At 69.4% G+C, this 19,224-nt stretch carries 20 protein-coding genes; 11 read left to right on the forward strand and 9 right to left on the reverse strand.

Annotated features, from left to right (window positions below; translation table 11 throughout):
• The first annotated feature begins 6 nt into the window (after positions 1 to 6).
• From AC0QTQ_RS08860 to AC0QTQ_RS08880, 5 genes are all read left to right on the forward strand, one after another.
• Positions 7 to 1,653, forward strand: a complete 1,647-nt coding sequence (locus AC0QTQ_RS08860) for an Eco57I restriction-modification methylase domain-containing protein (RefSeq protein ID WP_480259137.1) — start codon at positions 7 to 9, stop codon at positions 1,651 to 1,653.
• Entirely contained in the window at positions 1,650 to 2,492 is an 843-nt protein-coding gene (locus AC0QTQ_RS08865) for a fumarylacetoacetate hydrolase family protein (RefSeq protein WP_480259138.1), read from the forward strand. Before AC0QTQ_RS08860 ends, AC0QTQ_RS08865 begins: the two co-directional genes overlap by 4 nt.
• Positions 2,489 to 3,880, forward strand: coding sequence for an aldehyde dehydrogenase family protein (locus AC0QTQ_RS08870; RefSeq protein WP_480259139.1), 1,392 nt, complete (start codon positions 2,489 to 2,491; stop codon positions 3,878 to 3,880). The genes AC0QTQ_RS08865 and AC0QTQ_RS08870 overlap by 4 nt, the downstream gene beginning before the upstream one ends.
• Before the next feature lie 218 nt (positions 3,881 to 4,098).
• The gene (locus AC0QTQ_RS08875; RefSeq protein WP_121532087.1) at positions 4,099 to 5,010 is read left to right on the forward strand and encodes a DMT family transporter; all 912 of its coding nucleotides are present in this window, start codon (positions 4,099 to 4,101) and stop codon (positions 5,008 to 5,010) included.
• Between the two features lie 89 nt (positions 5,011 to 5,099).
• Positions 5,100 to 6,086 carry an LLM class flavin-dependent oxidoreductase gene (locus AC0QTQ_RS08880; protein WP_121532089.1) on the forward strand — a complete coding sequence of 329 codons (987 nt, stop codon included), beginning with the start codon at positions 5,100 to 5,102 and terminating at the stop codon, positions 6,084 to 6,086.
• On the opposite strand, the gene AC0QTQ_RS08885 is transcribed toward AC0QTQ_RS08880, so the two are convergent.
• Entirely contained in the window at positions 6,083 to 6,625 is a 543-nt protein-coding gene (locus tag AC0QTQ_RS08885; RefSeq protein ID WP_121532091.1) for a hypothetical protein, read from the reverse strand. The two genes, AC0QTQ_RS08880 and AC0QTQ_RS08885, sit on opposite strands and share 4 nt — an antisense overlap.
• Before the next feature lie 207 nt (positions 6,626 to 6,832).
• Here AC0QTQ_RS08885 and rpsF point away from each other — a divergent pair, with 207 nt between their 5' ends.
• The 4 genes from rpsF to AC0QTQ_RS08905 all read left to right on the forward strand — a co-directional run bounded on the left by rpsF (position 6,833) and on the right by AC0QTQ_RS08905 (position 9,000).
• Complete coding sequence (rpsF, locus tag AC0QTQ_RS08890) at positions 6,833 to 7,195, forward strand: 30S ribosomal protein S6 (RefSeq protein WP_121532093.1); 363 nt, start codon at positions 6,833 to 6,835, stop codon at positions 7,193 to 7,195.
• 17 nt (positions 7,196 to 7,212) lie between these two features.
• Positions 7,213 to 7,440 (forward strand): 30S ribosomal protein S18, encoded by a 228-nt coding sequence (gene rpsR / locus AC0QTQ_RS08895; protein WP_068765176.1) that lies wholly within the window; start codon positions 7,213 to 7,215, stop codon positions 7,438 to 7,440.
• 12 nt (positions 7,441 to 7,452) lie between these two features.
• Positions 7,453 to 8,025 carry a 50S ribosomal protein L9 gene (rplI, locus tag AC0QTQ_RS08900; RefSeq protein ID WP_480259140.1) on the forward strand — a complete coding sequence of 191 codons (573 nt, stop codon included), beginning with the start codon at positions 7,453 to 7,455 and terminating at the stop codon, positions 8,023 to 8,025.
• 153 nt (positions 8,026 to 8,178) lie between these two features.
• Positions 8,179 to 9,000, forward strand: coding sequence for a sulfotransferase family protein (locus tag AC0QTQ_RS08905; RefSeq protein WP_480259141.1), 822 nt, complete (start codon positions 8,179 to 8,181; stop codon positions 8,998 to 9,000).
• A gap of 156 nt (positions 9,001 to 9,156) precedes the next feature.
• On the opposite strand, the gene tig is transcribed toward AC0QTQ_RS08905, so the two are convergent.
• Positions 9,157 to 10,491 (reverse strand): trigger factor, encoded by a 1,335-nt coding sequence (gene tig / locus AC0QTQ_RS08910; RefSeq protein ID WP_480259142.1) that lies wholly within the window; start codon positions 10,489 to 10,491, stop codon positions 9,157 to 9,159.
• Positions 10,492 to 10,702: 211 nt separating this feature from the next.
• Here tig and ctaA point away from each other — a divergent pair, with 211 nt between their 5' ends.
• Together ctaA and AC0QTQ_RS08920 are read left to right on the forward strand one after the other, a co-directional pair.
• The gene (gene ctaA / locus AC0QTQ_RS08915; protein WP_480259143.1) at positions 10,703 to 11,854 is read left to right on the forward strand and encodes a heme A synthase; all 1,152 of its coding nucleotides are present in this window, start codon (positions 10,703 to 10,705) and stop codon (positions 11,852 to 11,854) included.
• Positions 11,851 to 13,320 carry a carboxypeptidase M32 gene (locus AC0QTQ_RS08920; protein WP_480259144.1) on the forward strand — a complete coding sequence of 490 codons (1,470 nt, stop codon included), beginning with the start codon at positions 11,851 to 11,853 and terminating at the stop codon, positions 13,318 to 13,320. Before ctaA ends, AC0QTQ_RS08920 begins: the two co-directional genes overlap by 4 nt.
• Before the next feature lie 160 nt (positions 13,321 to 13,480).
• On the opposite strand, the gene AC0QTQ_RS08925 is transcribed toward AC0QTQ_RS08920, so the two are convergent.
• The 7 genes from AC0QTQ_RS08925 to AC0QTQ_RS08955 are packed head-to-tail and all read right to left on the reverse strand — an operon-like array spanning position 13,481 to position 19,214.
• A complete protein-coding gene (locus AC0QTQ_RS08925) occupies positions 13,481 to 14,875 on the reverse strand; it encodes a cytochrome P450 (protein ID WP_480259145.1) in 1,395 nt (464 codons plus the stop codon).
• Complete coding sequence (locus AC0QTQ_RS08930) at positions 14,872 to 16,113, reverse strand: hypothetical protein (protein WP_480259146.1); 1,242 nt, start codon at positions 16,111 to 16,113, stop codon at positions 14,872 to 14,874. Before AC0QTQ_RS08930 ends, AC0QTQ_RS08925 begins: the two co-directional genes overlap by 4 nt.
• A 53-nt stretch (positions 16,114 to 16,166) precedes the next feature.
• The gene (locus AC0QTQ_RS08935) at positions 16,167 to 16,844 is read right to left on the reverse strand and encodes a M48 family metallopeptidase (protein ID WP_480259210.1); all 678 of its coding nucleotides are present in this window, start codon (positions 16,842 to 16,844) and stop codon (positions 16,167 to 16,169) included.
• Between the two features lie 34 nt (positions 16,845 to 16,878).
• Positions 16,879 to 17,490: a DedA family protein gene (locus tag AC0QTQ_RS08940; RefSeq protein WP_480259147.1), complete on the reverse strand. Its 612-nt coding sequence runs from the start codon at positions 17,488 to 17,490 to the stop codon at positions 16,879 to 16,881.
• Positions 17,487 to 17,864: a hypothetical protein gene (locus AC0QTQ_RS08945; RefSeq protein WP_147435463.1), complete on the reverse strand. Its 378-nt coding sequence runs from the start codon at positions 17,862 to 17,864 to the stop codon at positions 17,487 to 17,489. The genes AC0QTQ_RS08940 and AC0QTQ_RS08945 overlap by 4 nt, the downstream gene beginning before the upstream one ends.
• Positions 17,861 to 19,042 carry a vWA domain-containing protein gene (locus AC0QTQ_RS08950; protein WP_480259148.1) on the reverse strand — a complete coding sequence of 394 codons (1,182 nt, stop codon included), beginning with the start codon at positions 19,040 to 19,042 and terminating at the stop codon, positions 17,861 to 17,863. The genes AC0QTQ_RS08945 and AC0QTQ_RS08950 overlap by 4 nt, the downstream gene beginning before the upstream one ends.
• 7 nt (positions 19,043 to 19,049) lie before the next feature.
• On the reverse strand, positions 19,050 to 19,214 hold the full coding sequence (locus AC0QTQ_RS08955) for a hypothetical protein (protein ID WP_164879965.1): 165 nt from the start codon (positions 19,212 to 19,214) through the stop codon (positions 19,050 to 19,052).
• Positions 19,215 to 19,224: the final 10 nt, after the last annotated feature.

Raw genomic sequence — 19,224 nt, forward strand, 5'->3', positions numbered from 1 at the left:
GAGGCGATGGACGCAGACCAGATCATGGCGGGCAGGCGACAGGCGGGGCGGCCGCGCAAGGCGCGCGCGCCGGTGCCGGCGACGCGTGCGGGCGCGATCGACGCCGCCTATCTGGCGCAGGCCCCGGCCGCGCATCGCCGCGCCCATGCGCAGGTGCTGACCCCGCCGGATCTTGCCGCGCTGATGGCCGAGTGGATCGCCGCGGCGCGCCCCGCGACGCTGCTCGATCCGGCCTTCGGCACCGGCATCCTCGCCCGCGCCGTCGCCGCCCGCCGCCCCGGCATCGCCGTCACCGGCTGGGAGGTCGATCCCGAGATTGCCGCGGCGGGGCAGGCGGCCTGCGCGGCGGAGGGGCTGGAGCCCGATCTGCGGCTTGGCGATTTCCTCGCCAGCGCGCCCGAGCCCGTCGAGGCGGTGATCGCCAATCCGCCCTGGCTGCGGCCGCTCGCGGGCAACGGGCTGCGCGCGCAGATCCGGGCGATGGCGGTGCGCACCGGGCTGCCGCTGCAGGGCGCGGTGAATGCCTATACCTTGTTTGTGATCGAGGCCTGCCGGCGGCTGCGCCCGGGCGGGCGCGGTGCCTTCCTGCTTCCGGCCGAATGGGCGAATGCCAATTCCGGCGCGGTGCTGAAGGAGTTTCTCCTCTCCTGCGGGCTGCTGCGCCGGCTGGTCTCGGTGTGCAACCTGCGCCCGGTCTTTGCCGATGCGCTGACCACGGCGAGCCTGGTCCTGGTCGAGGCGCCGCGTGCGGGCGAGGCCCTGCCCGAGACGATCGACTGTCTCTTCGTGCCCGAGGGCGCGGCGCTGCCCGGCCCGGGCACCTCCGGCCGGCCGGTGCCGGTGGCGGCGCTGCGCGCGGCGCCGAAATGGGACGTGCTCTTGCGCGATCTGCCCGAGGCCCCGCCGCCGGGCTTCGTCCGGCTGGCCGCGCTTGCCACCACCCGGCGGGGCCTTGCGACCGGGGCGAACGGCTTCTTTCACCTGAGCCGGGCCGCGGCGCTTGCGCAGGGCATCGCGCCGCACCGGTGGCGCGCTTGCGTGGCAAAGGCGGGCGATGCGCCGGGCCCGGTCTTCACCGCAGCCGATCTTGATGCGCTCGAGGTGGCGGGGCGGCCCACGGTCTTTCTCGACCTGACACCGCCGCTCGCGCCCGCCGAGGCGGCCTATGTCGACGCGGGGGCCGCCGAGGGGCTTGATGCGCGCTTCCTCACCCGCAACCGCACGCCCTGGCACGCGCCCGAACGGCTGTATGTCGCGCCGATCTGGGCCGCGACCTTCGCCCGCGACCGGCTGCGCTTCGTGCTGAACGAGGCGGGCGCGCTGCAGCTGACCGCCTTTCACGGCATCTTCCCCGAGCGGCGCGACCGCGCCTTCCTGCGCGCGCTGACCGCCTGCCTGAACGCCACGCCGGTCGCCGATCTGGCCGAGGCGCAGCTGCGCCGCTATGGCGGCGGCCTGCGCAAGATCGAGCCGCGCGACCTGCTCGAGATCGCCGTGCCCGACCTGCGCCGGGTGCCGCCCGCGCGGCTGGCCGCGCTTGGCCGGGCATTGACGGCATTGAACGAGGGCCGGCGGGGCGCACAGGCGCGCCTCGACCGGCTGGTGGAGGAGGTCGCGGCCGAGATCGCGACAAAACCGGAGGAGAGCACATGAAACTTCTGCGATGGGGCGCGGCGGGGGCCGAGCGCCCGGGGATGCTGGCGCCCGATGGCACGATCCGCGACCTTGGTGGCGTGCTGACCGATCTGTCGGGCCCGGCGCTTGCGCCCGAAAGCCTCGCCCGGCTGGCCGCGCTCGACCCCGCGACCCTGCCCGTGGTGGCGCCCGGCACGCGGCTTGGCCCGCCCATTGCCGGCACCGGCAAGGTGATCTGCATCGGTCTGAACTATGCCGATCACGCGGCGGAGTCCGGCATGGCGGTGCCGCCCGAGCCGGTGATCTTCCTCAAGGCGCCCTCGGCGATCTCGGGGCCCGACGATCCGGTCGAGCTGCCGCGCGGCGCCGAAAAGCTCGACTGGGAGGTGGAGCTCGCCTTCGTCATCGGCTCCCGCTCGAAATATGTCGAGGAAGCCGCGGCGATGGATCATGTGGCGGGCTACATGCTGGCCAATGACGTCAGCGAGCGCGCCTTCCAGACCGAGCGCGCCGGGCAATGGACGAAGGGCAAGAGCCATGACACCTTCTTCCCCTGCGGCCCCTGGCTCGTCACCCGCGACGAGATCGCCGATCCGCAGGCGCTGGCGCTTGGCGCCTCGGTCAATGGGACGGTGATGCAGGCCGGCACGACGGCGACGATGGTCTATGGCGTGCGCTTTCTGGTCAGCTATCTCAGCCGCTTCATGACGCTCGAACCGGGCGACATCGTCACCACCGGCACGCCGCCCGGCGTCGGCATGGGGATGAAGCCGCCGCGCTTCCTGCAGCCCGGCGATGTGGTCGAGCTGACCGGCGAGGGGCTCGGAACGCAGCGCCAGCGCGTGGTGCCGGCATGAGCGGGGCCGCCTTCACCCGTCTTGCCGCCGGCAATGCCACGCGCCGCACCGGGTTCGGTTACGCCGAGCGCCGCGCCGCGCTGATCGCCCTTGCGACGGCGATCGGGGCGCATGAGGCCGAGATCATGGCCGCGCTCGCCACCGATCTCGGCAAGCCCGAGACCGAGACCCGGCTGACCGAGATCGTGCCGGTGCTGGCCGAGATCCGCCATACCCTCGCCCATCTGCGGCGCTGGATGAAGGTGCGCCGCGCCCTGCCGACGCTTGCCATGCTCGGCACCCGCGCCCGGCTGCGGCCCGAGCCGAAGGGCACGGTGCTGGTCATCGCGCCCTGGAACTATCCGTTCTCGCTCGCCCTCGGCCCGCTCGTCTCGGCGCTGGCGGCCGGCAATGGCGCGGTGGTGAAACCCTCGGAACTGGCGCCTGCGACCTCGGCGTTGATCGTGCGCCTGGTCGCCGCCGCGCTGCCCGAGGATCTGGTGGCGGTGGTCGAGGGCGGGGTCGAGACCTCGACGGAACTTCTGGCGCTGCCCTTCGACCACATCTTCTTCACCGGCTCGCCCGCGGTCGGGCGGGTGGTGATGGCGGCGGCGGCGAAGACGCTCGCCTCGGTCACGCTCGAACTCGGCGGCAAGTCGCCGGTGATCGTCGGCCCCGGGGCGGATCTGAAGCGCGCCGCGCGGATGGTCGCCTGGGGGAAATTCGCCAATGCCGGCCAGACCTGCATCGCCCCCGACCACGTCTTCGTGCCGCGCGCGCAGGAGGCCGATTTCCTGACCGCGCTGCGGGCCGAGATCGCGCGCATGTATGGCACCGATCCGCGCGCCTCGAACAGCTTCGCGCGGATCGTGAACACGCGCCATTTCGCGCGTCTGAAGGCGATGCTCGACGAGGCGCGGGCGGGTGGGGCGGAACTTGCGGCAGGCGGCGAGGCCGACGAGGCCGCGCGCTATCTCGCCCCCACCGTGCTCACCCGCACCGAGGCGACGATGGCGGTGTCGCGCGAGGAGATCTTCGGCCCGGTGCTGCCGGTCATCGCCTATGACGACCTCGACGCGGTGCTCGGCCAGATCGAGGCGGGAGAGAAGCCGCTCGCGCTCTACCTCTTCGAGCGTGACCGCGCGGTGATCGAGCGGATCAGCGCCACCACCACCTCGGGCGCGCTCGGGGTGAACATCACGCTCGCGCATTACCTGCACCTGAACCTGCCCTTCGGCGGCATCGGCAATTCCGGGCTCGGCGCTGCGCACGGGATCTGGGGCTTTCGCGCCTTCAGCCATGAAAAGCCGGTGCTCGAGGATCGCTTCTCCTCGCTCGGCCTCTTGATGCCCCCCTATACGGGCGCGAAGGCGCGGCTTGCGAAACTGGTGCAGCGGCTCGTGGGATAGGCCGGGCAGGGGGCGCTGCCCCCTCTTGGCTGCGCCAATTCACCCCCGAGGTAATTCCGGCAAGGAGAAAGCGCGAAGGGTCTTCCGCTTCCAATTGCCGCAAATATCCCGGGGGTGAGGGCGAAGCCCGAGGGGGCAGCGCCCCCTTCTGCCGCCCGCCCCCTTGCCCGCAGGGCGGATTTGCCGCAAACCGGGCCGGTCGCAGGGAGGGAACGGACATGGGCGAGGCAACGGAGGGCCGGGCGCGGCTCGGGCTCGAGGGGATCGCGGCGCTGGCGCTGCCGCCGCTGTTCTGGGCGGGCAATTTCATCGTCGCGCGCGCGGCGCGTGGCGAGGTGCCGCCGATGGCGCTGTCCTGCGTTCGCTGGGGCCTTGCGCTGCTGTGCATGCTGCCCTTCGCCTGGCCCTATCTCAAGCGCGACGCGGCCTGGTATCGGGAGAACTGGAAGCTCGTGGCGCTGGTCGGCATTCCCGGCGTCACCGGCTTCAACACCCTCGTCTATGTCGGGTTGCAATACACCACCGCGACCAACGGCATGTTGCTGAACTCGACGATCCCGGTGCTGATCCTGGTGCTGGGCGCGCTGTTCTGGGGGCGGAAGATGCGCGCGCTGCAGGCGTTCGGCCTGCTGGTCTCGACCTTCGGCGTGGCCGTCATCATCTTGCATGGCGAATGGCAGCGGCTGGTGACGCTGGAATTCTCGCGCGGCGATCTGATCATCTTCGTCGCGATGATCTGCTGGGCGCTTTACACCCTTGGCCTGACGCGGATCCCGGCCTCGGTCAACCGGCTCGGGCTGCTCGCCGTGCACAGCGCGATGACGCTCGTGCTGCTGGCCCCCTTCCTCGGGCTCGAGATCGCCTCGGGCCGGGTGCCGAGCTTTTCCGGCGCCGGTATCGCGGCGATGCTTTACGTGGGCGTCGTGCCCTCGGTGCTGGCGACGCTGCTTTACATGCGTGCGGTCTCGATCGCGGGGCCGGCGCGGGCGGGGCAGTTCATCCATCTGCTGCCGGTCTATGGCGCGGTGCTCTCGACGCTGTTCCTGGGCGAGGAGCTGCACCTCTATCATGCCGTCGGTTTCGGGGCGATCCTGGCGGGCATCGTGATCGCCGGGCGGGCCGGGCGCTGACGCAGCGGCAGGGCTGACGCGGGGGCAGGGCGGGCGCGCCCTTTCCCTGTCGCGCCGCGGGCCTAGATAGGCCGCGGAAGGAGCCCGCCATGATCCCCTATTCGATCCTCGATCTCTCGCCCATTCCCGCCGGTGCCAGCGTGGCCGAGGCGCTGGCGAACAGCGTTTCGCTTGCCCGCCATGCCGAGGCGCTCGGCTTTCACCGTTACTGGCTTGCCGAGCATCACAACTCGACCGGCATCGCCTCCGCCGCGACGGCGGTGGTGATCGGCCATGTCGCGGGCCAGACCCACAGCATCCGCGTGGGCTCGGGCGGGATCATGCTGCCGAACCATTCGCCGCTGCAGGTGGCCGAAGCCTTCGGCACGCTCGCCACGCTCTATCCCGGCCGCATCGACCTGGGCGTCGGGCGCGCGCCCGGCACCGACCAGCGCACCGCGCAGGCGCTGCGGCGGGGGATGAGCGGTGCCGACCGCTTCCCCGAGGATGTGGTCGAGCTGATGGGCTTCCTGGGCGAGGCCGACCCCGAGGCGCCGGTACGCGCGGTGCCGGGGCAGGGCACGCATGTGCCGGTGTGGATGCTCGGCTCGTCGCTCTTCGGCGCGCAGCTTGCCGCCTATCTCGGCCTGCCCTACGCCTTCGCCAGTCATTTCGCTCCCGACATGCTGGGCGAGGCGCTCGAGGCCTATCGGGCGCGCTTCCGCCCCGGTGTCACCGCGGCACCGCGCTTCATGCTGGCGGTCAACCTCTTTGCCGCCGAGACCGATGCCGAGGCGCATCTGCTGCGCTCCTCGATGCTGCAAAGCTTCATCAACCTGCGCCGCGGCGCCGCGGGGCCGCTGCCGCCGCCCTGTGCCGATCTGACCACGGTCGCGACCCGGGCCGAGATCGCCATGGCCGAACGCGCGCTGCGCGTCGTCGCGGTCGGCAGCCCGGCCACGGTCGAGGCGCAGCTGCGCAGCTGGATCGACACCTGGCGCCCCGACGAGGTGATCCTCACTGGCCATATCCATGACCACCACGCGCGGCTGCGCAGCTTCGAGATCGGCGCCGAGGTGATGCGGCGGCTCGGCTAGGCCTGCCAGGCCGAGGCAAGGGTGAGGCCGACCAGCCCGACGAGGAAGATCCCCTTCTGCCAGCCCGGCACCGGCAACCGCGCGAGCGTGCCGGGCAGCCACATCACCACGCAGGCCGCGGCGTAGAGGATTGCCAGGCGCAGGCCGAAGGCGGTGAGCGCGCGCTCGCTCTCGGCGGCCTTGCCGAGCACGTCCTGCGCCGCGAGCAGGGCGAAGGCGCCGGCGATGATGCCGGTGAGGAAGGCGATGCCCTCGCCGACGATGTCGGTCATCATCTCGACCGCGGGACGGCTTGGCAGGGCCAGCACGAACAGGCACCAGACCCCGAGCATCGCCCCCATCTGCCGGAAGCTGAGCAGCGATTGCGGCAGATGCGCCCAGCTGGCGACCGAGAGCGGCGCTCCCTCGCCGGCGAGGAAATGCAGGATCTGGGTGCCGAGGAGCGTGAAGAGGAAGGCGAGGGCGCCGGCGAGCATCAGCAGTGCCGCCTGGATGAAGAGTTCGCCGAACGTCCCGAGCGTGGTGAAAAAGCGCGACATGAAAGCTCCCCGGTCTCTGTCTTTCGTGATAACCCGGCCTTGGCCCATGCGTAAACCCGCCGGTTGCGGCAATCAGCGCTTGCATCGCGCGCACCATGGCCTATAAGGCGCGGACTTCCGCATTCATGTGAACCGGCGGAGCCTCTCGTGGTGGGCCGCGGAAGTCATTGGCCCTCCTATGAAGCCGCCCGAGAAACAGGAGCAAACATGCCGCTTTACGAGCATGTCCTCATTGCGCGCCAGGACCTGTCCAACGCGCAGGCCGAAGGTCTCGTCGAACACTTCTCGACCGTTCTCGCCGACAACGGCGGCAAGGTCGTTGCCTCGGAATACTGGGGCGTGAAGACGATGGCCTACAAGATCAACAAGAACCGCAAGGGCCACTACGCCTATCTGCGCACCGACGCCCCCTCGGCCGCGGTGCAGGAGATGGAACGTCTCGCCCGCCTGCATGACGACGTCATGCGCGTTCTGACCGTCAAGGTCGATGCGCACGAAGACGGCCCGTCGGTGCAGATGCAGAAACGCGAAGAGCGCGACGACCGTCGCGAGCGTCGCGAACGCCGTTGATCGAAAGGACCTGACCCATGGCCAACAAACCGTTTTTCCGTCGCCGCAAGGTCTGCCCGTTCTCGGGCGAGAACGCGCCGAAGATCGACTACAAGGACGTCCGTCTGCTGCAGCGCTACATCTCCGAGCGCGGCAAGATCGTGCCCGCCCGCATCACCGCCGTCTCGGCCAAGAAGCAGCGTGAACTCGCCCGCGCCATCAAGCGCGCGCGTTTCCTCGCCCTGCTCCCCTACGCCGTGAAGTAAGGAGCGAGACCCATGCAAGTCATCCTGCTGGAACGTGTGGCCAAGCTCGGCCAGATGGGCGAGGTCGTGAACGTCAAGGACGGTTACGCCCGCAACTTCCTGCTGCCGCAGGGCAAGGCCCTTCGCGCGTCGGAAACGAACATCAAGTCGTTCGAGGCCCGCAAGGCGCAGCTCGAGGCCCGCAACCTCGAGACCAAGAAGGAAGCCGAAGCTCTCGCCGAGAAGCTCGACGGCCAGACCTTCGTGGTCATCCGCTCGGCCTCGGATTCGGGCGCGCTCTACGGCTCGGTCACCCCGCGTGACGCCGCCGAAGCGGCGACCGCCGGTGGCTTCTCGCTCGACCGCAAGCAGGTCGCGCTGAAGGCTCCGATCAAGGATCTCGGCCTGCACGAAGTGCATGTCGTGCTGCATCCGGAAGTCGAAGTGACGATCGTGATGAACGTCGCCCGTTCGGCCGAAGAAGCCGAGCTGCAGGCGTCGGGCAAGTCGATCCAGGAACTCGCTGCCGAGGCCGAAGCCGAAGCCGAGTTCGAGATCGCCGAGCTCTTCGACGAAGTCGGCGCTGCTGCCGGCGACGAGGAATAATCGGGCCCAACCGCCCGGTGACCGGAAACCGCGCCCCTCGGGGCGCGGTTTTTTCATGTGCGGCCGATGGCGCGCGCCGGGATCGGCGCCCGGGGTGCGTGCCTTGAAGGGGGCGTGCCGGCACGATAGGGTGGCGCGACGATGGAGGTGACGATGGCGCAACGGGTTTCGGTCTTTGGCTGTGGCGTGCAGAAGGGCGGCACGACGACCCTTCATGCCTATTTCGCCGATCATCCCGGGTTGTCGGCGCCAAGCCGCAAGGAAACGCATTTCTTCGACGACGAGACGCAGGACTGGTCCTTGCCCGACTATCGCTGCTACGACGCGTTCTATCCCGGCGCAGACCGGGACCGGCTGCGGTTCGACATCACCCCGATCTACGGCTATTGGGAGCCGTCGCTCGCCCGCATCCAGGCCTACAATCCCGAGGCGAAGCTGATCTTCCTGTGGCGCGATCCGTTCCACCGGGCGCAGTCGCACTGGTCGATGGAGGTCGGTCGCGGCGACGAGAGCCTGGGCTTTTCCGAGGCGCTTGCGACCGAGGAGGAACGCCTTGTCGTGGCGGGTCCGCTCGGTCAGGCGCGGCGGGTGCAATCCTATGTTGACCGCGGCCGCTATGCGAGCCAGCTGCGCCGCGCCTATGCGCTGTTCCCGCGCGAGCAGATCCTGAACCTGCGCTCGGAAGACCTGTTCAAGGCGCATATGGACACGCTCGACCGGATCGCCACCTTCCTCGGCATCGCCCCCTTCGCCAAGGTCGAGGCGAAGCACGAGATGAAGCGCCGCAGCAAGGGCGGGCGGAAAGGCGCGAGCCGGGCCGATTTCGATTTCGTCGCAAGCCGGCTTGCAGGCGAGATGGAGGAGTTCGCGGCGTTGAGCGGGCTCGACATCTCGGGCTGGATGAAGCCGCCTTCGGACGAACCCGAGGCCCCGAAGGACGAGCCGAAGGGGATCCTGGCGCGCCTCTTCCGCTGAGATCCCGGGCTTTTCGAGGAAAACCGGAGTTTCTGAAAAACACGAAACGGCTGCGGCAAGACCGCGGCCGTTTCGTTTCATCGGATCGTGAACCTGTCGGCACAGCAAAAGGACCGCCCGAGGGGCGGCCCTTTCAAATCCGGTCGCGCGGGTCGATCAGACCTCGTCGAGAGCCTCGATGGCCTTCTGCAGGTCTTCCTTCGAGACTTCCTTCTCGGCGACTTCGGCACCGTTGACGATGAAGTCGACGACCTTGTCCTCGAAGATCGGGGCGCGCAGCTGCTGCTGCATCTGCGGGTTCTGCTGCACGAATTCGAAGAAGGCGCGCTCCTGACCCGGATACTGGCGGGCCTGGTTCAGCACGGCCTGGGTGAACTCGGCGTCGGTCACTTCGATTTCCTGCTTGCGGCCGAGCTCGGCGAGCAGCAGGCCAAGGCGCACGCGGCGTTCGGCGAGCTTGTTGTGCTCGTCGGTCGGTTCCATCGCGCCGTGGTCGTGGCCGTGATCGTCCGGGTGCTCTTCGTGATAGAGCTGGTGGGCGATCTGATGCGCCTCAGCCTCGACCAGCGACGGCGGCAGGTCGAACTTGACCTTCGCGTCGAGCACGTCGAGCAGGCCGCGCTTCAGGATCGCGCGGGCCGCGCCCTGATATTCGGCTTCCAGACGCTCGGCGATCTGCTTCTTCAGCGCCTCGAGGTCCTCGGCACCGAACTTCTTCGCCAGCTCGTCGTCGAGATCGGCCGCCTTCGGCGCCTTCACCTCGTGCACGTGGCACTTGAAGGTGGCTTCCTGGCCCGCGAGATGCGCCGCACCGTATTCCGCCGGGAAGGTGACCTTCACTTCGACATCGTCACCGGCCTTGGCGCCGACGAGCTGATCCTCGAAGCCCGGGATGAACGAGTTCGAGCCGAGCACGAGCGGGTATTTCTCGCCCTTGCCGCCTTCGAAGGGCTCGTCGCCGAGGAAGCCTTCGAAGTCGATGACGACCTGGTCGCCCTCTTTCGCCTTCGAGCCCTTGCGGCGGTCCTCGAAGCTCTGCGCGGTCTTGGCGAGGTTTTCGAGCGCCTCGGCGACGGCGGCCTCCTCGGCCTTCACCACCAGCTTCTCGAGCTTGACGTCGCTCAGGTCGACTTCCGGGATCTCCGGCAGCGCTTCGTAGGAAACGTTGACGATGACGTCATCGCCTTCCTTCCAGTTCTCGCCGCCTTCCATCTCGACCTTCGGCTGCATCGCCGGGCGGTCGCCGGTCTTCTCGAAATGCTCTTTCATCGCGCCGTCGACGGCGTCCTGCATCGCATCGCCCAGAACGCGCGGGCCGAACTGCTTGCGCAGCATCGCCATCGGCACCTTGCCCTTGCGGAAGCCCTTCATCTCGATCTCGGGCTGCGCTTCGAGCAGCTTCTCGGTGACAGTCTTCTCGAGTTCGGCCGCGGTGACGGTGATCTGGTAGCCGCGCTTGAGGCCGTCGTTGAGGGTCTCGGTGACCTGCATGGGTTTTCCTCTGTCTCAAAGGCGCGCCCGGTAGCGCGCGCAATTCCGAATTTCAGCCGCCCTTCTATTGGGCGCGCGTCTTGGTGGCAAGGTGAAAAGGCAAGGCCCGGGCGGCTTCGGCGGCGGCGGGCGGGGCCGGGGCGGGATGCCGCGCCCCCTTGCCGCCCCGGTCGCCGCCGCCTAGTGTCGGGCCGAGACGACGGAGACCCCCATGAGCCCGAAACGCAGCATCTTCGAAGAGGTCGGCGCCGAGAAGCCCGCCACCCCCACCGCCCCCAGGGGCGGGCTGATCGACGCCCGCCCGAAAGGCGCGCGCGCCGCGATCCGGGTGTGGCTGTTCGCGCTGTTCGCGCTGGTCGCGACGATGATCGCGCTTGGCGGCGCGACCCGGCTCAGCGATGCGGGCCTCTCGATCACCGAATGGAAGCCGGTCACGGGCATCGTGCCGCCGCTGAATGACGCCGACTGGCAGGCCGAGTTCACCAAATACCAGGCGACGCCGCAATTCGCCCTGGCGAATGCGGCGATGGATCTGGCCGGGTTCAAGGCGATCTACTGGTGGGAATGGGCGCATCGCGCGCTTGGCCGGATGATCGGCCTGGTCTGGGCGGCGGGCTTCGCGGGCTTTGCGCTGACGCGGCGGATCCCGAAGGGCTGGGGGCTGCGGCTCTTCGGTCTGGGCGTGCTCGGCGGGCTGCAAGGCGCGATCGGCTGGTGGATGGTCAGCTCGGGGCTGGGCGACGGCATGACCTCGGTCGCCTCCTACCGGCTTGCCGTGCATCTCGGCATCGGCTTCACCATCCTCGGCCTCATCGCCTGGTATGCGCTGCTTCTGGGCCGCAGCGAGGCCGAGCTTCTGCAGGCCCGCCGTCTGGCCGAGCCGCGGCTTTTCGGCATGGCGACGGGGGTGCTGCATCTGGCCTTCCTGCAGGTGCTGCTTGGCGCGCTGGTCGCCGGCATCGACGCCGGGCGCGGTTTCACCGACTGGCCGCTGATGGGCGGGCAATTCCTGCCGCCCGAGCCGTTCTCTCTCACGCCGCTGTGGCGCAACTTCTTCGAAGACCCGGGGCTGGTGCAGTTCGACCACCGGATGATCGGCTATCTCGTGCTGATCTTCGGCGCGGTCACCGCACTGCGCGGCCGCCGTTCGGCCCATGGCGCGACCCGCACCGCCTTCGCCTGGATGGGCGCCTGGCTTCTGGTGCAGGTGGCGCTTGGCATCGTCACGCTGATCCATGCCGCGCCGATGGCGCTTGGCCTTGCGCATCAGCTGGGCGCGGTGGTGGCCTTCGTTCTCATCCTGCGCGCGCGCTTCCTGGCGCGTTACCCGCAGGTGCAATCCATCAGGGGGGGAGCAAGATGACGGCATTTCAGGAGCTTGTCGCGTTTCAGCGCGAGACCGAGGCACTGGCCAGCATCGCCGAACGGCTGGGCTGGGACCAGGAGACGGTGATGCCCCGCGGCGCGGCCGAACAGCGCGCCGAGGAGACCGCCGCGCTCGAATCCGTGCTGCATGCCCGCCGCACCGATCCGCGGATCGAGGACTGGCTTGCCCGGGCCGAGGCGGAAACGCCGTTCGAGGCGCGCTTCCTCGACCTCGCCGGGCGCAGCTACAACCGCAACACCCGGGTGCCGGCGCGGCTGGCGACGGAGCTTGCCCGCCTCACCTCGCTGTCGCAAGGGATCTGGGCCGAGGCGCGGGCCGAGGAAAACCCTGCCGCCTTCGTGCCGGTGCTGAAACAGGTGCTCGCGCTGAAGCGCGAGGAGGCCGAATGCCTGGCCGACGGCGATCTGTACGACGCGCTGCTGGATGACTACGAGCCCGGCGCGACCCACCGTTCCCTTGGTGCGATGTTCGACCGGATGCGGCCGCGGCTTGTGGCGCTGCGCGAGCGGGTGCTCGGCGCCGAATTCCGCCCGCCGGTGCTCGATCAGGTCTTCCCCGAGGCGGCACAGCTGCGTCTCGCCCGGATCTGCGCCTCGGCCTTCGGCTATGACTGGAGCTGCGGCCGGCTCGACATCGCGGTGCATCCCTTCTCCTCGGGCTCGGGGCGTGACGTGCGCATCACCACGCGCGTGGTCGAAAGCGATCCGTTCAACTGCCTCTATTCGACGATCCACGAGACCGGCCACGCCTGCTACGAGCTCGGCATCGACGAGGAATACGCCTTCACCCCGATGGGGCATGGCGTGTCGATGGGCGTGCACGAAAGCCAGAGCCGGATCTTCGAGAACCAGATCGGCCGCTCGGCCGCCTTCACCGGCTGGCTCTATCAGCGCATGACCGAGGCCTTCGGCGATTTCGGCATCCGCACGCCCGAGGCCTTCCACGCCTGCGTGAACCGCGTCACCCCGGGCTTCATCCGCACCGAGGCGGACGAGCTGCATTACAACCTGCACATCATGATGCGCTTCGATCTCGAGCGCGAGCTGATCGCCGGGCGGCTTGCGGTCGACGACCTCGAGGAGGCGTGGAACGCCCGTTTCGAACAGGATTTCGGCGTTGCGGTGCCCACGCCCTCGCAGGGGTTCCTGCAGGACGTGCATTGGGCGGTGGGGCTCTTCGGCTATTTCCCGACCTATGCGCTTGGCAACGTCTATGCCGGCTGCCTGCACCAGACGCTGCGCGCGGCACTCCCCGATCTCGACGCCTCGCTGGCCGGTGGCTCGGCGCGGCCCGCGACCGAATGGCTGCGCGAGAGCCTGCATCGCCACGGCGGGCTGCGCCCGCCCGTCGAGACGATCGAGGCGGCCTGCGGCTTCGCCCCGACCGAAGGGCCGCTCCTTGACTATCTCGAGGCGAAATTCGGCGCGATCTACGGGCTTTGACCGCGACAGGGGGGCTGTCTGCCCCCCTCTTGCCCGTGCCGGGCAATTCACCCCCCGAGGATATTTGCAGCAATTGGAAGACCAGGGCGGCGCCAGACGGGGCCGCCTTGCCTCGTCTTGCCGCTTCCAATTGCCCCAAATATCCCGGGGGTGAGGCCCGTCAGGGCCGAGGGGGCAGCGCCCCCTCGCGCGGGCTCAGCCGCAGCCGGATGCCGTCCTTGCCGCGCACCGTCAGATGCGCGACCGGCACCGGCACCGCGCCCGCCACCGTCTCGAAGCGGAAGGCGCGGGTGAGCAGCGACAGCAGCAGCGGTCCCTCGGCCATGGCAAAGCCGGCGCCCGGGCAGACCCGCGGGCCGGTCGAGAACGGGATATAGGCGCAGCGCTGCGCCTCCTTGCCGTTCTCGCTGTCCCAGCGGGCCGGGTCGAAGCCGTCGGGGTTGTCCCAGATCCGTTCGTGCCGGTGCAAGTGCCAGGGGCTGATCACCACCTGCGCGCCCCTCGGCACAGGTCGCTCGCGGAAGGTCTCGGGGCAGCGCGCTTCGCGCACGAACATCGGCACCGGCGGATAAAGCCGCATCGCCTCGCGGAACACCGCGCGGCTGAGCTTCAGCCGGTTCAGGATCGAGAAGGAAGGCATTTCCTCGCCGATGACGGTTTCGGCCTCGCTGGCAATTCGGTCCTGCCAGTCGGGGTTCTGCGCAAGCAGATAGAGCGACCAGGCGAGCGCCGAGGCCGAGGTCTCGTGCCCGGCGAGGAAGAAGATCGCCACCTGATCGACCATCTCGGCGGTTTCGAAGCATGCACCCGTCACCGGGTCGGGGGTGGTCATGATCTTTGTCGCGAGGTCATCGGGCGCGGTGCCCGCCGCGATCTCGGCCGCGCGGGTGGCGGTGAGACGCTCGATCAGGGCGCGGATGCGGGCGGCGGTGCGTTTCGTCGCGCGGGAATGAAAGCGCGGGAACCAGCGCGGCAGTGGCAGGAGCGCGCCGAGATTGACCACCGGCGAGGCGTTCTGATGGGTGCGGAACTCGTGGAAGACGGCCGAGGCGGTGGCATCCTCGATCGGGATCGAGAACAGGGTGCGGAAGATCACATCGGCCGCGGCATGCGAGGTTTCCGCTTCGATCTCAATCGGTTCCGGGGTGATCTTCGCCTGCATGCGGGCGACGCAGGCCTGGCCTGCCTCCCACATCGCGGGGAAGGTGTCGCGCAGCCGGCCGCCCTCGAAGGCCGGGTCGATGATCCGGCGCTGGCGCAGCCAGGTCTCGCCATTGGTCAGGAACACGCTGTCGCGCAGCAGCGGCGCCAGCCCCTCGCGCACCCGGTCGGATTTCGGGAAATCCATCGGCCGCTCCTTCAGCACGCGGGCGACAAGCGCGGGGTCGTTGCACAGGAAGGAGCGGAAGAAGGGGGTGCGGAACTCGGCCATCCAGGCGCGGTAGAGGCGCGCGGGCTGCGCCGAGAGGATATCGGCGCGGAACAGGCGGAAATAGCGCCAGAGCGACACCTTGTCGGGGCGCGGGTCGGGTTTCGGGGGCAGCGGTGCGGTCATGCGATCGTGGTAAAGCGGTTCGCGGCGCGCTCAATGCGGCTTTTTGACGGGGGGCGGTCGCGGAAGCGCTCGGCCAGGGTCTGCGGGCCGGCGGTGATGCGGAAGTAATCGTATTCGCCCGGTCGGTCGAAGGCGCACAGATACTGGAAATGCAGCCGGAAGAAGCGCCAGCGCAGCGCCTGCCAGCGCTCGGGGCTGAGGGTCTGGGTGAAGGCCGCGGACAGGATCAGCGGCTGGATCTGATCGGGCGGCGCGACGCCCGTCACCTTGACCGGGTCGCACAGCGCAAAGGCACAGCCGTCGCCCGGGGCGGTGACATCGACCCAGCTCAGCTCGCGGCGCGATCCCAGGAAGGCGAGATCGGCGCGCAGCCGGGTGGCGCGGGGCAGGAAGCTGACCATCGGCACGACCTGGCCGAGCGAGAGGAAGCCGAGCGCGGAGCCCGTGGCGGGCACCCGGCCCGAGCGGATCAGGTCGGAGAGGATCGAAACCGCGAGATGCGCGCCCGAGCTGTGGCCGACGATCAGCACCTCGTCCCAGTCCTCGGTCAGCGCCTGCGCGATGGTGTCGGCGAAGTCCGCCATCCGCGCCTCGAGCCGCGGCGGGTTGGCGCCGCCCCAGCGGGCGGTGAAGGCATAGTCGTGCATCAGGTAATAGGCATAGAACTTGCCGTCCTTCGCCCGGAACCAGCGCAGCGTGAGGGCCAGAACGGCGGCGCCAAGCACCAGCCCCGCAAGGGGGCTGAACGGGAAGGGCGGCAACAGGGCGAGCAGCACCGCGGCGATGGCCCAGCCGAGCAGCGCGCCCACAAGGGCCTGGGCCAGCAGCGCAAAGATCGGATAGAGCGCGGCGATGATCGGCCCCTTGCGCAGCCGCATCAGCCGGAACAGCGCGCCCGAGCCGATATAGGTCCAGGCGGTGCGGACGAGTTGCGCATAGGTTTCGGGGATCGAGGCGCCCATGCTGTCGCGCACGATGTCGGACCAGACCAGCACCTCGACCGCGGCCTCGACCGTCTCGCCCGCCTGCACCGAGCGCACGCGCCAGCCATAGGGGCCGCCGCCGCGTTTCGGGGCAAGCGCGATCTCGTAGCCCGAGATCCCGGCCTGTGCGGTGCCTTCCTTGCGGTACAGCTCGCGATAGCGGCGCGGGTGGATCGGGTCATAGCCCGGGATGTAGAACACCCGTCGCCGGCGCACGCGGCGCGCCTCCTCTGTCTGCGGCTGATCTGCGGTCATGCTGGCCCCGGTTTTTTGCGAGACTAGCGGGCAAAACCGGCGAAGGTAAGGCGTTAACCCTGCCAGCGGTCGAGATGGCGGCGGATCGCGGCGATGCGCTCGGGCGCGGCCGGGTGGGTGGCGAGCCAGGCGGGCATCGCGGTGGTGCCGGTCAGCGCCTCGAGCTTCTCGAACAGCGCGATCTGCGGGCCGGCGCCATAGCCCGCCTTGATCAGCAGCGCGGTGGCGAATTCGTCGGCCTCGAACTCGTCGCGGCGGCTGAGTTTCGCGGCAAGCGCGGTGGTCAGCGTGTTGGCGATCCAGACGCCGGCGAAAGGGATCATCCGGCCGAGCACGCCCGCCAGCACCGCGCGCAGGGCGTTCTGCCCGGTGAAGTCGATCATCCGCCGCCGGGCATGGCCGCGTGCGACATGGCCAAGCTCGTGCGCGATGACGGCGCCGATCTCCTCGGCACTGACCCGGCCGTCGCGGTAGAGGCGCAGGAAGCCCTCGGTCAGGAAGACGCGGCCGTCGGGGGCGGCAAGACCGTTCACCGCCTCGACCTCGTAGACATGGACGGGCACGGTGGCGACGCCAAGCGCGGCGGCGAGGCGGTCGAGCACCGGGGCAAGGCGGCTGTCATTGAGCCGGCGCGATTTCGCGTCGAGCGCGCGGGCAAGGCTGCGCGCCGAGAAGTGCCACAGCACGAGGCCATAGGCGAGCATCAGCAGGATGGGCAGAAGGCGCAGCAGCATGGGGCCGATGTGGGGGCTTCGGGCGGGGGCGTCAAGCGCCGTTCCGCGCGGTCGCGCGCAGCGCATGCCACAGCCACCAGCCAAGGGCGAGGGCCGCGGCGCCGGCGCCGAGAAACCCGACGGCGTTTGCCGCAAGGTCGGCCGCCGCCTGCAGGTTCGCCCCGAAGACGATGCCCAGTCCGACATAGGCCGCGACCCAGACCGCTTCGCCCAGCAGATCGGCAAGCGCAAAGCGCGGATGGGCAAAGCCCGAGGCGCCGGCGGCAAGGTTCACCCAGGGGCCGAGCGCGGAGAACAGCCAGCGGCTGAGAAACACCGTCACCACGCCGCGCCGGCGCAGGCTTGTCATCGCCGAGGCGACCAGATCGCCGCGCCGGGTGCCCGGCTCTGGCAGCCAGCGCCCGGCGCGGCGGCCGAGCAGGAAGCCAAACTGATCGCCCGCCACCGCGCCGGCATAGGCGGCCGCGGTCACCATGGGCAGCGACAGATCGCCCGAGGCGACGAAGGCGCCCGCCGCGATCATCATCAGCGACGAGGGCACCGGCAGCGCCAGACAGCTGAGGAAGGTGGTCAGCCCGAGCAGCGCCGGCCCGTAGAGCGGCAGCTGTGCGAGGAACCAGTCGGACAGGTCGGCGAGGCTCATTTCGGCGGCTGGTCCGGATCGGCGCCGGGGGCGAGCGGGGTGAGCGTCGGCAGCACGGCCGCAACGTCGTCGAGCAGCTGCGTCACCGGAATGCCGCGATCGCGCGCGATCTCCTCGAGCGAGCGCCGCCCGCCGTCGCGCGGGCCGAGCACCGCATCGAGTGCGCCGTTCGGCAGGTGCCAGCTGCGCGCGAGATAGCCCGGCGTCATCCAGGGCTCGGGCATCTGCCGGTGATGCGCCGGGTTCGACCAATAGAGTGCCCGCACCACCATCCGCCCGCCGAAGAAGGCGGTCAGCCCCACGGCCAGCGCAAAGGCGATGAGCACGAGACGCTGCTCGTGCCAGAGCCGGGCGAGGGCGGCGCGCAACCTCATCCGAGGGTCCGCATCGCACGGGTGATGCCGTCGAGGGTCAGCGGGAACATCCGCCCCTCGAATTCGCGCTGCACGATGCCGATCGAGGCGGTATAGCCCCAGTGCCGCTCGGGCACCGGGTTCAGCCAGGCATGCGCCGGCCATTGCTCGCGGGCGCGGGCAAGCCAGAGCGCGCCGGGTTCCGGGTTCCAGTGCTCGTTCGCGCCGCCCGCATGGGTGATCTCATAAGGGCTCATCGAGGCGTCGCCGACGAAGATGCACTTGTAGTCGGGACCGAAGCGATGCAGCACCTCCCAGGTCGGCGTGACCTCGTCCCAGCGGCGCTTGTTCGACTTCCACACCCCCTCGTAAAGGCAGTTGTGGAAATAGAAATGTTCGAGATGCTTGAACTCGGCCCGGGCTGCCGAGAACAGCTCCTCGACCAGTTTCACATGTGCATCCATCGAGCCGCCGATGTCGAGAAACAGCACCACCTTGACGGCATTGCGCCGCTCGGGCCGGGTCTTGACGTCGATGTAACCCGCCTCGGCCGAGGCGCGGATCGTGCCGGGCAGGTCGAGTTCCTCATGCGCGCCGGCGCGGGCCCATTGCCGCAGCCGCTTCAGCGCCACCTTGATGTTGCGGGTGCCGAGTTCGACCGTGTCGTCGAGATCTTGGAATTCCCTCTTGTCCCAGACCTTTACGGCGCGTTGATGACGTGACTTGTCCTGCCCGATGCGGACCCCCTCGGGGTTGTAGCCATAGGCGCCGAAGGGCGAGGTGCCGGCGGTGCCGATCCATTTCGAGCCGCCCTGGTGGCGCTCCTTCTGCTCGGCCAGGCGCTGGCGCAGCGTCTCCATCAGCCTGTCGAAACCACCAAGCGCCTCGATCGCCGCCTTCTCCTCGTCGCTGAGGTGCTTTTCGGCGAGCTTCGCCAGCCAGTCGCCGGGCAGATCGAGCGCCTCGAGCACCGCCTCGGGGGCGATCGCCTCGATGCCGGAAAAGGCCTCGGCGAAGGCGCGGTCGAAACGGTCGAGATGGCGCTCGTCCTTCACCATCGTGGTGCGGGCGAAATAGTAGAAACCGTCAAGATCATAGGTGCACAGCCCCGCCGCCAGCCCCTCGAGAAAGGCCAGGTATTCGCGCAGCGAGACGGGCACGCCGCCGCGCCGCAGGGCTTCGAAGAAGGGCAGGAACATCCGCGCCTCACACCATCCGGTTCAGCACGATGGTGACGAAAAGCCCCGCAAGCGCAAGAAGAATGCCGAAGACCGCCGCATATTGCAGCTGGTCGAGCCCGTTGCCACCGCGCCGCCGCGCCCGTGCCGCACCGATCAGCGCGCCGATCACCAGCCCTGCCAGAATATACATCCCGCCTCCC

Source organism: Paenirhodobacter sp. YD-8, assembly GCF_056590935.1.